General features: G+C 66.8%; 14 protein-coding genes. 8 read left to right on the top strand and 6 right to left on the bottom strand.

Going from position 1 to position 13,570, the window contains the following annotated elements:
- The first annotated feature begins 174 nt into the window (after window positions 1–174).
- Window positions 175–663, top strand: a complete 489-nt coding sequence (locus tag AB0M45_RS01465) for a MarR family transcriptional regulator (protein WP_364321426.1) — start codon at window positions 175–177, stop codon at window positions 661–663.
- 58 nt (window positions 664–721) lie between these two features.
- On the opposite strand, the gene AB0M45_RS01460 is transcribed toward AB0M45_RS01465, so the two are convergent.
- A complete protein-coding gene (locus AB0M45_RS01460) occupies window positions 722–1,636 on the bottom strand; it encodes an IS982 family transposase (RefSeq protein ID WP_364321423.1) in 915 nt (304 codons plus the stop codon).
- 279 nt (window positions 1,637–1,915) lie between these two features.
- Here AB0M45_RS01460 and AB0M45_RS01455 point away from each other — a divergent pair, with 279 nt between their 5' ends.
- The 3 genes from AB0M45_RS01455 to AB0M45_RS01445 all read left to right on the top strand — a co-directional run bounded on the left by AB0M45_RS01455 (window position 1,916) and on the right by AB0M45_RS01445 (window position 4,118).
- A complete protein-coding gene (locus tag AB0M45_RS01455; protein ID WP_364321420.1) occupies window positions 1,916–2,074 on the top strand; it encodes a hypothetical protein in 159 nt (52 codons plus the stop codon).
- A gap of 176 nt (window positions 2,075–2,250) precedes the next feature.
- Window positions 2,251–3,180, top strand: a complete 930-nt coding sequence (locus AB0M45_RS01450; protein ID WP_364321417.1) for a helix-turn-helix transcriptional regulator — start codon at window positions 2,251–2,253, stop codon at window positions 3,178–3,180.
- Window positions 3,181–3,203: 23 nt separating this feature from the next.
- Window positions 3,204–4,118 carry an inositol monophosphatase family protein gene (locus AB0M45_RS01445; protein WP_364321414.1) on the top strand — a complete coding sequence of 305 codons (915 nt, stop codon included), beginning with the start codon at window positions 3,204–3,206 and terminating at the stop codon, window positions 4,116–4,118.
- 57 nt (window positions 4,119–4,175) lie between these two features.
- On the opposite strand, the gene AB0M45_RS01440 is transcribed toward AB0M45_RS01445, so the two are convergent.
- Window positions 4,176–4,583, bottom strand: a complete 408-nt coding sequence (locus tag AB0M45_RS01440; protein ID WP_364321411.1) for a VOC family protein — start codon at window positions 4,581–4,583, stop codon at window positions 4,176–4,178.
- Window positions 4,584–4,648: 65 nt separating this feature from the next.
- The gene (locus AB0M45_RS01435) at window positions 4,649–5,293 is read right to left on the bottom strand and encodes a TetR/AcrR family transcriptional regulator (protein WP_364321408.1); all 645 of its coding nucleotides are present in this window, start codon (window positions 5,291–5,293) and stop codon (window positions 4,649–4,651) included.
- Window positions 5,294–5,380: 87 nt separating this feature from the next.
- Here AB0M45_RS01435 and AB0M45_RS01430 point away from each other — a divergent pair, with 87 nt between their 5' ends.
- Window positions 5,381–6,463 (top strand): epoxide hydrolase, encoded by a 1,083-nt coding sequence (locus AB0M45_RS01430; protein WP_364321405.1) that lies wholly within the window; start codon window positions 5,381–5,383, stop codon window positions 6,461–6,463.
- A gap of 79 nt (window positions 6,464–6,542) precedes the next feature.
- Entirely contained in the window at window positions 6,543–8,297 is a 1,755-nt protein-coding gene (locus AB0M45_RS01425; protein WP_364321402.1) for an alpha/beta fold hydrolase, read from the top strand.
- A gap of 110 nt (window positions 8,298–8,407) precedes the next feature.
- Here the strand turns inward: AB0M45_RS01425 and AB0M45_RS01420 are convergent, their stop codons facing one another.
- Window positions 8,408–9,544 (bottom strand): GTP-binding protein, encoded by a 1,137-nt coding sequence (locus tag AB0M45_RS01420; RefSeq protein WP_364321399.1) that lies wholly within the window; start codon window positions 9,542–9,544, stop codon window positions 8,408–8,410.
- Between the two features lie 29 nt (window positions 9,545–9,573).
- Here AB0M45_RS01420 and AB0M45_RS01415 point away from each other — a divergent pair, with 29 nt between their 5' ends.
- A complete protein-coding gene (locus AB0M45_RS01415) occupies window positions 9,574–9,798 on the top strand; it encodes a hypothetical protein (RefSeq protein ID WP_364321396.1) in 225 nt (74 codons plus the stop codon).
- Window positions 9,799–10,040: 242 nt separating this feature from the next.
- On the opposite strand, the gene AB0M45_RS01410 is transcribed toward AB0M45_RS01415, so the two are convergent.
- The gene (locus AB0M45_RS01410; RefSeq protein ID WP_364321393.1) at window positions 10,041–11,000 is read right to left on the bottom strand and encodes an RNA polymerase sigma-70 factor; all 960 of its coding nucleotides are present in this window, start codon (window positions 10,998–11,000) and stop codon (window positions 10,041–10,043) included.
- A 143-nt stretch (window positions 11,001–11,143) separates the two neighbouring features.
- A complete protein-coding gene (locus tag AB0M45_RS01405) occupies window positions 11,144–12,334 on the bottom strand; it encodes an FAD-dependent oxidoreductase (protein ID WP_364321390.1) in 1,191 nt (396 codons plus the stop codon).
- 229 nt (window positions 12,335–12,563) lie between these two features.
- On the opposite strand from AB0M45_RS01405, the gene thiD reads away from it, so the two are divergent.
- Complete coding sequence (thiD, locus tag AB0M45_RS01400) at window positions 12,564–13,409, top strand: bifunctional hydroxymethylpyrimidine kinase/phosphomethylpyrimidine kinase (protein WP_364321387.1); 846 nt, start codon at window positions 12,564–12,566, stop codon at window positions 13,407–13,409.
- The last annotated feature ends 161 nt before the right edge of the window (window positions 13,410–13,570 follow it).

Below are 13,570 nucleotides of genomic sequence, written 5' to 3'. Positions count from 1 at the left end.
GTTCTGCTGTAATACAGATAGTATGTGCAACAGAACATCTGCTTGCAAGAAAAGTGATCTGGATAACATTGCGCCCTGACACCGGCGCCGAATACGCCACGAGACAATATGCCGGGAAGATGTTCTGCAAGATAGATCATCTGAGAGTATGCAGGAAAGTGCTACGGTGGTCGAATGCCCTCCGAACCCCGCGGCCGAGCGAACAGCAGCGCCGAGTGCCTCGCCCTGGACAACGACCTGGTCTGGGCCATTCGCATGATCTCGGGAGCGCTTCGGCGCGCCGCGGCCGACGCCTCGGAGACCCTGCCCGGAGGACCACGCGCCTATCTGGTGCTTGTGGCATTGGCCGAGGCCGGGGACAAACCCCCCACACAACTCGAACTGGCCGGCCAGGTCGGTCTCGACCGGACGGTGATGACCTACCTTCTCGACGACCTGGAGGGGCAGGGTCTGCTGTCGCGACGCCCGAACCCGCAGGACCGGCGGGCCCGCCACGTGATCCTGTCGGACGAAGGCCGATCGCAACTGCTGCGCATGCGAACTGATGTCGCGGCCGCCGAAAAACGGCTGCTCGCGGAGTTGAACGACGAACAGCGGGCCCAGTTCCGAGACCTCCTGACCCGGGTCGCGCTCACCGCTCAGCGGGGCACTCTCAAAGACTGAGATGAGTTATTCCACTCGGTTGGGGCAGCCCACGCCGCGGGCTGCCCCAACCGAGTGGTCAATGATCGTAGGCGGTCAGACAGCGGTGGACCGGGGCGTCGATGCGGTCGTTGTGCCAGATGGCGGCAGTGAGCGCGAGAATACGTTGCAGGACACGGACAGTGACCCCGGCGATGGTGCGCCCACCATGGCGTTCCAGGTCGAGCTGGGCCTTGAAGGTCTGATTGATCGACTCGACGACCTGGCGCAACGGTTTGAACAGGGCGGCACCCGGGCGTTCGGCCTCGCCCTTGCGGGCCGAGCGCAGCAGGCGCAGCCCGGTCTCGGCCAGCTCGGTCTCGAACCCGGCACCGAAGTCGTTCTTGTCGCAGATCACGGTCTGCCCGGGCCGGTCGCCCGCCAGGCGGGGGTCTGCGGCCAGGATGCCCAGCAGTGTTTCTCGTTCGTCGGCTTTCGCGCCGGTCAGCGCGAACCCGACCGGCAGGCCGCCGAGGGTGGCGATCAGGTGCAGGCGTAACCCCCAGAAGAATCGGGAGTGCGAGGCGCAGTACCCGTATTCGGCCCAGCCGGCCAGTTCCGAGCGTTTGACGGTTTCCCGGGAGCGACCGCATTCGACCGGGGTGGAGTCGGCCACCCACACATCATCGGTCCACAAGCTGGTATCGGCGGCGAGTACCCGGATCGCCGCGGTGAGCAGGTTCGCAGCGTTGCGCAGCCGCTTGTTGTAACCGGGCTGTTTCGGCAGGTACCGGAACATATGCCGCAGGTGGGTGCGGGCAAACCGCAGCCAGCGAGTCTCGGAGGTGAACCCCAGCAGCGACTGCATTACCGCCAAGGTCACCAGCTCTGCATCGGTCAACCGCGGCGCGAACCCGATCACCGGACGTCGCGGCGCCAGATCGGGCCGGGTCTTCACCAGGTCGTCGATCGTGACATAGAGTGCGGTGGCGAGGGTGTCGATGTCATTGCTCACAACCTTGATCTTCGGCGCCCTCGCCCACCATTGACCTCGAAGGTATCTACCCGGCAACACCTTTCACGGGGAACCGGCCCCAACAACCATCACCACCGGCAGCAATCCACCCGCGTTCCTTGGAATAACTCATCTAGACGTGTCCGGCACCATGCGCCCGGCCTCGATCAAGACTTGACGGGCGGCCGCCTTACGCGGGCACATGTCGGCTCGGCATCCTCGGTGGCGCTGCATGGTCCGATGCGCTTCGAGCACGCTGAGCGGGCGATCAGGTGCCTCATGCGGCCACCCGTTGGGCCACATCCCGTTGTCGGCGTGCTCGATCGGCTGTTCAGCCTGGATGCGCTCACGACGGCGTTCGGCCCGCCACTCGTCCTGCACGCGGTCGATGATCGCTTGCGCCGATGTTTCATCCGGCTCGTCTTCTCGACCAGTTGAATCCCACCGCTTCACCCCTCCTGATCGCCTGCCATTGGTGCGGCACCCGCCGCCGGGGAACCGACGAACGGTCGGGACAACCCAGCGGCGAGGCGGAACTGAGCATCGATCGAATCGCCCTGAAACAGAGACAGATTCGCGTCCACACGCGTCTACACGGCGTTATGGTGCCAAGCATGGAACCTGGTGCGCTGCTGCGTTCCGCTCACGAGGCGGCAGGTATCTCGCTGCGCGCGATGGCCGAGCGGACCTACTACAGCAAGGCATACTTATCGCTGATCGAGACCGGCCAGCGCCCGATACCGGCCGGTGTCGCCGCCGCCTACGAAAGGGTGCTGGGCGCGGACCTGGATCGGTTGACGGCGGCGGCGCGAACGCCAGCCAGCGTGGACTCCGCCGCCCTATCGGACGTGGCGGTGGTGTTGGCGGCTACGCGCCGAATCGAGGACGCTGCCGGGGCCGTGACGGTACTTCCGGCGGTGCACGGCATATCCGCCATGACCGAAGCCTTTGCCCGTGAGGCGCGCACCGCACGGACCGAAGCGGCGGCTCTCGCGTCCGAGGTCACGCAGTACCGGGGATGGCTGGAACACGCGATCGGTGCCGACGCCGCCGCCCGGCGCAGCCTCGGCACCGCAGTGAGCTTGGCGAAGGAGTCCCGCGACCCGGACCGACTTGCGCACAGCTTGGGTTTCCTCGGCTACGTGACTGTGAGTTCGGGGAATTACAGCGAAGTCATCGCCCTGTCAGACGCCGCGCTGGCCGTACGGGACGCCCACCCCACCATCAGGGCCTACGGGCGAATGCGGCGAGCTGAGCTTTTGGCCGCTCGGGGGGAGGCGAGTGAAGCACAACGCGCGCTGGCCATGGCCGACACGGCGACGGAAGCGGCGGATGGCATCGAACCGCCCGCATCGATGTATTGGTGGAGCCCTGGATTCGGGGCTGTACAGCATGGCGGCGTTCTCGCGCTGATGGGCCACACGACCAAGGCAATCGAGGAAGCGACACACGGGCTGGCCGCGATGCCAGCCGAGCACCTCCGGACTGAATGGCTGGCATCAGCGCTGCGCCGCATCAACCCGGACATGAGCGCGGAGCGCTAAGCTACACGCGCTTCTTGGGGAGGTTGGCCGCTCTGTCCAATAGTGGCCGCTCGAAAGCCCAATTCGCCAGGCCTTTCGACACTTTCTCCGAAGTCTTCGAAAGCTATGTGGTGCAGCACCCGGGAGGTTCCGTCGATATGTCAGCCAGTCGAGACAAACTACTCGCGATCGCCCGTTCGGCTGTTGGACAAGGTGCCGAACTCCTCAGCACGGCTGATCGAGGAACGGTCGACACCAAGAGCGACCGCGATTACGTGACCGACCTGGACCGCGGGATTCAAGACCACATCAGGCGATATTTGGCCGAGTCGACACCCGGATTCGGCTTCCTGGGTGAGGAATTCGATGACAGATCGACCGTTGGCACTGGCCGGTTCATGTGGGTTCTCGACCCGATTGACGGAACATCCAACTTCATCCATGGACTGCCGCTCTGCGCCGTTTCGCTAGCGCTGCTCGAAGACGGCGAACCGGTAATCGGAGTCATCGGTGCACCATTCCTCGGCCTCGAGTATTACGCTGCCGCCGGTCAGGGCGCGTATGGCAACGACAAGCCGATCAATGCGAGCCGCACCGAAACGCTCCGCCGGGCAATCGTTTCCATTGGCGATTACGCGGTGGGAGCGGAGGCAGAGCTCGAGAACAAGCGCCGCATTGCCCTCACCGCCACGCTGGCGGCGACAGTCGAGCGCGTACGAATGTTCGGATCGGCCGCCCTCGATCTCGTGTGGGTCGCCGAGGGTCGGACCGATGCCTGCGTCATGCTGTCCAATAAGCCCTGGGATACGGCCGCTGGAGTGGTCATCGCCCGCGAAGCGGGCGCTATCGTCGTCGACTCGACCTCCCGTCGGCACAGCCTCGACTCCCCTGACACGATCGCCGCATCCCCTGCCGTCGCCGACGAACTCATGACTTTGATCAACACATCGATCCGCTGATCAACGGCACAGCGAGGACTTGATTTGCCAGACCGGCCATTGGCCGCGCCGGACTACTCAGGGACGGGTGGAGATCTGCTGGACGGCCCAGCCGTTTCCGTCGGGATCGGTGAAGAAGAAGAAACCGACGTTGTCCAGCGGGTCGGGCACGGGGGTCGGATTCTCGCCGAGGACCTGGATCTCGGTTACCTCGACGCCGCGGGAGACCAATTCCTTGTGCGCCCTGAGCAGATCGTTGACCACCAGTTGCAGGCCCTGCTGCGATCCGGGCGTCATGTCCGGCACGGCGCCCGCGCCGATGACGATAGAGCAGCCCGAACCGGGCGGGGTGAGCTGCACGATGCGGACGCCGTCGCCGATTTTGGTGTCGTGGTCGACGGCGAAGCCCAGCTTTTCCGCGTAGAACTCTTTGGCTCGGTCGATATCCGACACGGGCACGATCACAACTTCGAGTGTCCAGTTCAAGGTGCATCCTTTCGGGGGCGGACAGCGGTATTCGTACCAATGCAGACCGCCTCAGGCGGCGAAATTCATCGCCGCGTCCAGCGCCAGGCGAACTCGTCCGGCGCGGGAGGCGGGCCGGGCAGGTCACCGTCCGCGCTGAGCCCGGCGACCAGCATGGCGAGCACGCGACGGCGTAGCTGGACAGTGCGTTCCCGGCTCGGCAGCGCGATGGCCGCGCAGGACTCCAGGATCAGCCCTAGATCCTGCGGGGTGACGTCTGGACGTAGTTTGCCGGTGGCGTAGGCGCGGCGCACGAGCTCCTCGGTTACCTGGCCGGAGTGCTGGACGTCCGGCAGGATGGATTCGTCCGGGGTGAAAGTGCCCGCCAGATGCACGGTGAGCGAGTGCACGTCCGCGTCGACCACGCGCTCCAGGAAGCCGACCAGGCCGTGCCAGCCATCCGAATCCTCCAGCGCCGCATCTGCTTCCGCGTTGTACCGGCGCAGTCCGTCGTGACAGAGCGTGCGCAGCAACGCTTCCTTGCTCGGGTAGCGCCGGTACAGCGCGCTGATCCCCACGCCGGCGCGGTCGGCAACGGCGGAGATCGGGGCCGAGGCGTCGGCGAGGAACACCGCACGGGCGGCCTCCAGGATCAGGCCGTCGTTGCGGGCCGCCTGGGCCTTGCGGCCGGGCAGACCCTTCTGAGCTGGGGCGTCGGATGTCTTCGGCATGAATCCAGGGTAGCACTTGAAACGGAATGGTCCGTTCTGATACTGTTCAAACAGAACAGAGCATTCCGTTTCAAATAGGAGCACGACATGACCGCGATCACCCCCTTCCGCATCGACGTCGACCAGGCCGACCTGGAGGACCTGCGCGATCGGCTGGCCCGCACCCGCTGGGCCGAGCAGGTCCCCGGATCGGGCGACACCTACGGGGTGAGCGTGGAGCGCGTCCGCCACCTGGTCGACTACTGGCGCGATGGATTCGACTGGCGCGCGGTCGAGGCGTCGCTCAACGCCTACCCGCAGTTCACCACCGAGATCGATGACCAGAACATCCACTTCCTGCACGTGAAAGCCGAGCAGGACAACGCCTTTCCGCTGGTCCTCACGCACGGCTGGCCGGGCACCTTCGTCGAGTTCGTCGGCCTGATCGAGCCGCTCACCGCGGCCGGATTCGATCTGGTGATCCCGTCCGTGCCGGGGTATGGATTCTCCGGCCCCACCACCGAGGCGGGCTGGAACGACACCCGGATCGCTCGCGCCTGGGCGGAGTTGATGCGACGACTGGGCTACACCCGCTACGGCGCGGTGGGCAACGACGGCGGGGCCTCGATCTCGCCGGAGCTCGGCCGGATCGCGCCGGACAACGTGGTGGGCGTGCATGTCGCGCAGGTGTACTCGTTCCCGTCCGGCGATCCGGCCGAGCTGGCCGACCTCACCGAGGACGAGCAGCAGGCGCTGGCCACCTTGGACTGGTTCGTCAAGAACAAGATGGGCTTCAACGTGCTGCAATCCCAGCAGCCGCAGACGCTGGCGCACGCGATCATGGACTCGCCCGCCGGACTGGTCGGCTGGAACGGCCAGCTGCTCGGCCCGGATCTGGACGACGACTTCGTGCTCACCAACATCGCGATCCACTGGCTGACCGGCACCGCGGGTTCGGCGATCCGGCACTACTTCGAGAAGGACAAGGCCGAGCGTCCCACCACACCGACCACGGTGCCGCTCGCGCTCTCGGGCTCCACCGGCGATTTCCACGGTATCCGGCGCTTCGCCGAGCGCGACCACAACATCGTGTCGTGGCGGACGCACGACGTCTTCACCCACTACCTGCACCATGTGGCGCCCGCACTCATGGCGCAGGAAATCACGGAGTTCTTCGCGAAGTACCGCTGACCATTCGTCCCGAGGCCGCGGCCTGCACCCGATCGGTGCGGGCCGCGCTGTGCACAATTCCGATGCAAGAGGAGCAATCATGACCGCCATCAAGCCCTTCCGGATCGACGTCCCGCAAGCCCAGCTCGACGACCTGGCCGACCGACTCCGCCGCGCCCTGTGGCCGAGCGAGCTGCCCGGCGTCGGCGATGCCTACGGCGTTCCGGGAGACCGCGTTCGAGCCCTCGCCGAGTACTGGGCGCAGCGGTTCGACTGGCGGGCGCTGGAAACGAGGCTCAACGCCTACCCGCAGTTCACCACCGAGATCGACGGCGAAGACATCCACTTCCTGCATATCGAGTCCGCACGGCCGGATGCCGTCCCGGTGATCCTCACCCATGGCTGGCCGGGCACCGTCCTGGAATTCCTGGACGTCATCGCGCCGCTGACCGCACCGGAGTCGGCCGATGCTCCCGCCTTCCACCTGGTCATCCCCTCGCTGCCCGGCTTCGGGTTCTCCGGCCCCACGCGCAGGACCGGCTGGAACCGCTACCGGACGGCGAAGGCGTGGGTCGAGCTGATGAACCGGCTCGGCTACCAGCGCTACGGCACGATCGGCAATGACGCCGGCTCGATGGTCGCGCCGGAGATGGCCAAGATCGCACCCGACCGGATGATCGGCGTGCATGTGACGCAGCTCTACTCGTTCCCGTCCGGAGACCCGGCGGAGTTCGAGGGAATCTCGCATGAGGACATGGCGGCGCTGCACCACCTGCAGTGGTTCCACGACAACAAGATGGCGTTCAACACTCTGCACAGCCAGCAGCCGCAGACGCTGGCATACGCGCTGGCCGACTCTCCGGTGGGGTTGCTCGGCTGGAACGCACAGCTGATGGGCGAGAGCTTGGACGAGGAGTTCGTGATCGGCAATGTGGCAATCTACTGGTTGACCGGCACCGCCGCGTCATCCATCCGGTTCTACTACGAGGACGCTCACGCCACCGATCAGCCGGCGGGCCCGACCACCGTCCCGATCGGATTGGCCATGTTCAAGGGTGACTTCCAAGTGACATCCGGCGGTTCTTCGCCCGTCTCGGCTGAGGCTGCCCATTTCCTCGCTCGAGACAGTCTCTTATGTCATCGAGACTCACGGCCATGGTTCGTCTCGTTTCCCGCTGATGTACTGGATTCAGCAAAAGCACAACAGCTTTCGAACAAGGAGATGGACACCATGAAAATCGCGGTCTTCGGAGCCACCAGCACCGTCGGACGTGTCGTCGTCGAGCAGGCCCTGCAGGAGGGGCACGAGGTCACGGCGTTCACCCGCAACGCGGCGAGCGTGGGGCAGCGGCACGCGCGGCTGCGCGTGGTGGAAGGCGACGTGCTCGACACGAACTCGGTGCAGCGTGCGGTGGAGGGCCGAGACGCGGTGCTGATCTCGCTCGGCAACGGCCGCAAGGGCGTCGTGCGGGCGGGCGGCACCAAAGCGATCATCGAGGCGATGAACCGCACCGGCGTCAAACGGTTGATCTGCCAGACCACCCTCGGCGTCGGCGACAGCAAGGGCAACTTGAACTTCCTGTGGAAGTACGTCATGTTCGGGCTGCTGCTGCGTCCGGCCTACGCCGACCATGTCCTGCAGGAGGAATACGTCCGGGCCAGCGACCTGGACTGGACCATCGTGCGGCCGAGCGCCTTCACCGATGGACCGCGCACCGGCAGCTACCAGCGCGGGTTCCCGGCAGACGAGCGTGGCCTCACTCTGAAGATCGCCCGCGCCGACATCGCGGACTTCATGATCGAGCAACTGACCGACACGACCTACCTCCATCAGGCGCCCGGCATCTCCAACTGAGAACGGCGCACCATGCGCGACCACGGAGCGGCCGCTCATACTGAAAAGGACGAAGCGGCCCACGCCTCCGAATCCGGACGTGGGCCGCACTCGGTGCAGCGCAATGCCTTTCAGGCGTGCTCATGCAGTTCGCCCCAAGCCGGGAACGGGTCGGGGTACTCGGCCCACGCGCCCGGCCCCTCGGCGAACTCCGCATCGGTGAGCAAGGCCGCGTCCAGCAGTGCGCGCACCCCGTCGCAATCCAGCTTGATCCCGATGAAGACGATCTCCTGCCCGGGCGGTACCTCCAACGACGACCACCACGCGGCGGGTTCGAAGACCAGGTTCGGACCGGCCTGCGACCAGACCGCGGCCAGCGTCGACCGGCTCGCGATCCAGCAGAAACCCTTGCTGCGCAGCAGACCGCGCAGCTGGTCCAACGCTTCGGACAAGCGCAGCGGATGGAACGGGCGGTCTGCGGTGTAGGTGAGGCTGCGAATGCCGTACTCCTCGGTCTCGGGCGTGTGCCCACCGGCGAGTTCCTCCGCCCATCCCTCGGCCTCGGCCGCGACCAACGGGTTGTAGCGGCCGGTATCCAGCACTTCCGCCAAATCCACAACGCCGTTGCTGGTGCGCAGTACCCGGGCGCGCGGATTGAGCCTGCGCACCGTCGCTTCCACCGCGCCCGCCGCCGCGGCGCCGACCAGGTCGGTCTTGTTGATCAGCAGGACGTCGGCGAATTCCACCTGGTCCACCAATAGATCGGCGATGGTGCGGGCGTCACCGTCGCCCGCTTGCAGGTTGCGCTCGGCCAGAGCCTGCCCGCGCGCCACTTCGGCGAGGAAAGTCGAAGCGTCGACCACGGTCACCATGGTGTCCAGCCGCGCGATATCGCCGAGCCGGAATCCGTCTTCGAATTCCCAGTCGAAGGTCGCGGCCACCGGCATCGGTTCGGAGATACCGGTCGACTCGATCACCAGTTGGTCGAACCGCCCCTCGCGGGCGAGCCTGGCGACGGCCTCGATCAGGTCCTCACGCAGCGTGCAGCAGATGCAGCCGTTGGTCAGCTCGACGAGTTTCTCCTCGGTGCGGTCGAGGTGGCCCTGTCCCGCGACCAGCGCGGCGTCGATGTTCACCTCGCTCATGTCGTTGACGATGACCGCTACCCGATGGCCCTCCCGGTTGGCGAGGATGTGGTTGAGCAGCGTCGTCTTGCCCGCACCGAGGAAGCCGGACAGCACGGTGACGGGAAGCAGATCGGAGTCCATGGCATAAATGATAACGATTTTCATTTACTGTGGGCGTCTGGGTACCGGTTGCCGTGGCGATGCGGCCGGCCGACACGCCCGAGCGGCTGGTCGTCGAGTTCGCGGCCGCGATCCCACAGGATGCCGAAGAAGTCCGTCAGGACAGCCACGATGCCCGGCTGGCGGATCTGCAAGACGCCCGCGTGCCGGCGAGCGGGTGGGCGTGGACGAACGCGACCGACCGGTTGACCACGGCCACGTGGGTCAGCTCCTGAGGGGTGCTGACGTGGCGTCGGCCGGTGATGTGCGGGTCAGCCGAAGTCCGGCTGCGGTGTTGGCGGCCCGGCGTGCGTGCAGGCTGCCGGCCAGGCAGAGCACTGCACCGAGCGCGATCCAGGCCACCAGGAAATGATGGCGTGGGTGGCGCCGCGGCCGTCGAAGAAGGCGGTCGATCGCAGCAGCCGGCCACCGGCCCCGGGGGGCAGACGCTGACCGAGCGTGGGGCCGTGACCGGTGTTCATCGCAAGGTGAGTGGGGTCGCGGAGTCGATGTGGGTCAGTTTCTGCGGGTTGCGGACGTAGTAGACGCCGGTGATGTGGGTGTCCTCGACATGCATCGCGATGACGCCGTCGAGTTCCCCGTCGACGTGCAGAGCCAGCGCGGGGCTGCCGTTGACCGTGGTCGGCTCGACGGTGAGCGTGATGTTGTGCTTGGTGAGGCCGCCGACGATGAAACGGGCCACCTTGCCGGCGCCGATGACCGGCCGCGGCGCGGCCTGCTTGATGCCGCCTCCGTCGCTGATCGCTACGACGTCGGGGGCGAGCACGTCGAGCAGGCCATGCAGGTCCCGGGTCTCGAGCGCACGGTGGAACGCCTCGACAGCCGCCTCGGCCTGGCGCGCGGTGACCATGCGGCGCGGGCGGCGGGCTTCGACGTGGCGGCGGGCGCGGTGGGCGATCTGGTGCACGGCGGCGGGGGTCTTGTCGACCGCGGCCGCGATCTCGTCGTAGCCGAATCCGAATGCTTCGCGCAGCACGAACACCGCCCGTTCGGTCGGGGTCAGCGTCTCGAGGACGAGCATCAGCGCCATCGACACGCTTTCGGCGAGTTCGACATCGGCGGCCACATCCGCAGTGGTGAGCAGTGGCTCCGGGAGCCAGGAGCCTACGTATGACTCTCGGCGGCGTTTCACCGACCGCAGCCGGTTGAGCGCCTGGCGGGTGGTGATCCGCACCAGATAGGCGCGGGGATCGTCGACCTGCGCCGCGTCGACTCCGACCCAGCGCAACCAGGTCTCCTGCAACACGTCGTCGGCGTCGGCAGCCGATCCGAGCATCTCGTAGGCGACGGTGAACAGCAGGTTGCGGTGGGCGACGAACGTTTCCGTCGCCTCGACGGTGGCGTGGTCGCCGCTGTCGCGACCCGCTGCAGCGCTGTCGGCCCGCGGTTGCCCGTCGGGTTCACCTGTTGTGTTCACGGAGTCCTCTCCTCTCAGTGGCCGTTGGGTCCGCGCCGGTTCGCCGATGACACACGATGAGCTGCGGCGTCCGCGATTCGGGCACTGCCGCACATCGTGCCGCCGAGATCACCGGCGGCCGATGCGACAACGGCGTCGGTGCCTCAGGCGATCGATGCGGGCGCGTCGCCGCGCTGGGCCGCCAGCAGCTGCGGACGGTACTTGCCGTCCTTGAACCAGGAGTGCGAGCCGGGCTTACGCGCCTCGGTCGCCAAGTGCTTGATGCCGGCTTCGCAGGCGAACTCCTTGAGCTTCTTGCCCGCGAACCCGCTGAAGTAGAGCCGCATCGCGGTCTCGTCCTTGTGACCGAGCTGGTAGATCCCGGCGTCCCGCCCGAAGCTGAGGCACATCGCGGGGAACGACAGATCGATCGGCGCCGGCTGCTCACCCGCGATCCGGTTCAGCACCGTATCGGCAGCGTGCGCTCCCAGGCCGTACGCGGTGTAGGCGCTCATCCGGAACGGCAGATCCGACGGAGCCGACGAGTCACCCGCCGCGACGATGCGCTCGTCATCGACGCTGGTCAATGTTTCGTCGGTGAGCAGACGCCCGGCGGCGTCGGTGCGCAGCCCACTGCGGTCGGCCAGATCGGGCACACCGAAACCCACCGCCCAGACAGTGACCTGACTCGCCAACCTGCGGCCGTCACCGAGTACCACAGCATCCCGTGCTACCGCCGTGACCACCGCATCCGGGCCTTCGATGACGCTCACCCCCAGCTCGGCGAGATACCTGCGGGCCGTGCGGCGAGCCCGCGGGTGCAGGTACGGACCGAGGACACCGCCACAGACCAACGTGACGGCACGACCCTGCTCCCCCAGCTCCGCGGCGGTCTCGATCCCGGCCGGACCACCCCCGACAACCGTCACCGCCGCCCGCGCGGGCATGTCCCACAACACCGACCGCAACCGCTGCGCCGCCTCCAACGTGGCGACCGGGTAAGCGAACTCGGCCGCACCCGGCACCCGGGGCCCGGCGCTGGCGCTGCCCACCGCGTAGATCAGATAGTCGTATCCGATCGTGCCGCCCTCGGCCAGCGTCACGCTGCGCGCGGCCGCGTCGATCCGCGTCACGCTGTCGACGACCAGCCGAACACTCTCGGCCAGAACCTCCTGGAAGTCGACGACCGCATCATGGGTCCCACCCACCAACTGGTGCAGACGCAGCCGCGGGACGAAGACCGGGCGCGGATTGATCACGGTCACCGTCACGTCGTCGCGCTGCGTCAAACGATTGGCCGCCATCACACCGGCATATCCGCCGCCGATCACGACCACATCGGTGTTGTTGCTCATGGTGTCCTTACCTTCGCTCTGAGAGGCTCGAACACAAGACACCGCATCGACGAAAATCCTGACATCACGTGACGCAGATCACTCGACAGACTCGGTCCGCGGGCCCATCGTGCGCCGAGTACCTGGCTGCGACCATCGGCCAGCGCGATCACATGCTCCGGCTGAAGTGTGCGGCGACGGCGACTGGTTGCCGGTGGTGACGCGGCCGGACCGCCGTAGGGTTTGTGGCGTGAAACTGCTGCCATTGCCCGCCGAGGGGCAGACCCCAGTCCGGGCGCTCACCATTGCCGGTACCGATTCCGGCGGAGGGGCCGGAATCCAGGCCGATACCCGCACCATGGCGCTGTGCGGAGTGCACGCGCTGGTGGCGGTGGCTGCGGTGACCGTGCAGAACTCGGTGGGCGTCAGCGGGTTCCACGAGATCCCGCCGCAGATCGTGGCCGATCAGGTGCGCGCGGTCGTCGGTGACATCGGCGTCGGCGCGGCCAAGACCGGCATGCTGGCCTCCACCGCGATCATCGAGGCGGTCGCGGCGGTGTGCCAGGAGGTCGGTATCGGCCGCGACGGCCACATTCCGCTGGTCGTCGATCCGGTCGCGGCCTCGATGCACGGCGACCCACTGCTGCACATCGAGGCGCTGGACGCGCTGCGCCACACCCTGATTCCGCTCGCGACCGTGGTCACGCCGAACTTGGACGAGGTCAGGCTGCTCACGGGTATCGAAGTCGACGACGAGGATTCGGCGCGGCGTGCGGCGGAGGCGCTGCACAAGCTCGGGCCACGATGGGCGATCGTCAAGGGCGGGCACCTGCGCTCCTCCGAATCCAGCACCGACCTGCTGTTCGACGGCGAGCAGTTCCTCGAGTTCACCGCGCCGCGCATCGCGACGGGCAACGACCACGGCGGCGGCGACACGCTGGCCGCCGCGATCGCCTGCGCGCTGGCGCACGGCTATCCGGTTCCCGACGCGGTGGAGTTCGCCAAGGAGTGGACCTACCGCTGCCTGGCCGCGTCCTACGATCTCGGCGCGGGCCACGGGCCGGTATCCCCGCTGTGGCGGCTGCACGAGAAGTGACCGGGCAACCACTCAGCGAGCCGGCGACTTCCGGCATCACCGCACGGCGCGGCACCATTTCTTGTCGGTGGGCGCTGCGATACTGAGGTCGTCGCAAGCACAGGTGGCTTCAATGGTGAAGGCAATCAGAACAACGACGTTCGGTGTGCGTGCGACAACCG

Origin of the sequence: Nocardia sp. NPDC051787 (assembly GCF_040681325.1) — a bacterium.
In the GTDB taxonomy this organism is placed as follows: Bacteria; Actinomycetota; Actinomycetes; order Mycobacteriales; family Mycobacteriaceae; genus Nocardia.
The sequence above is the reverse complement of the archived record's forward strand: the minus strand, read 5'-3'. Positions and strand labels throughout refer to the sequence as shown.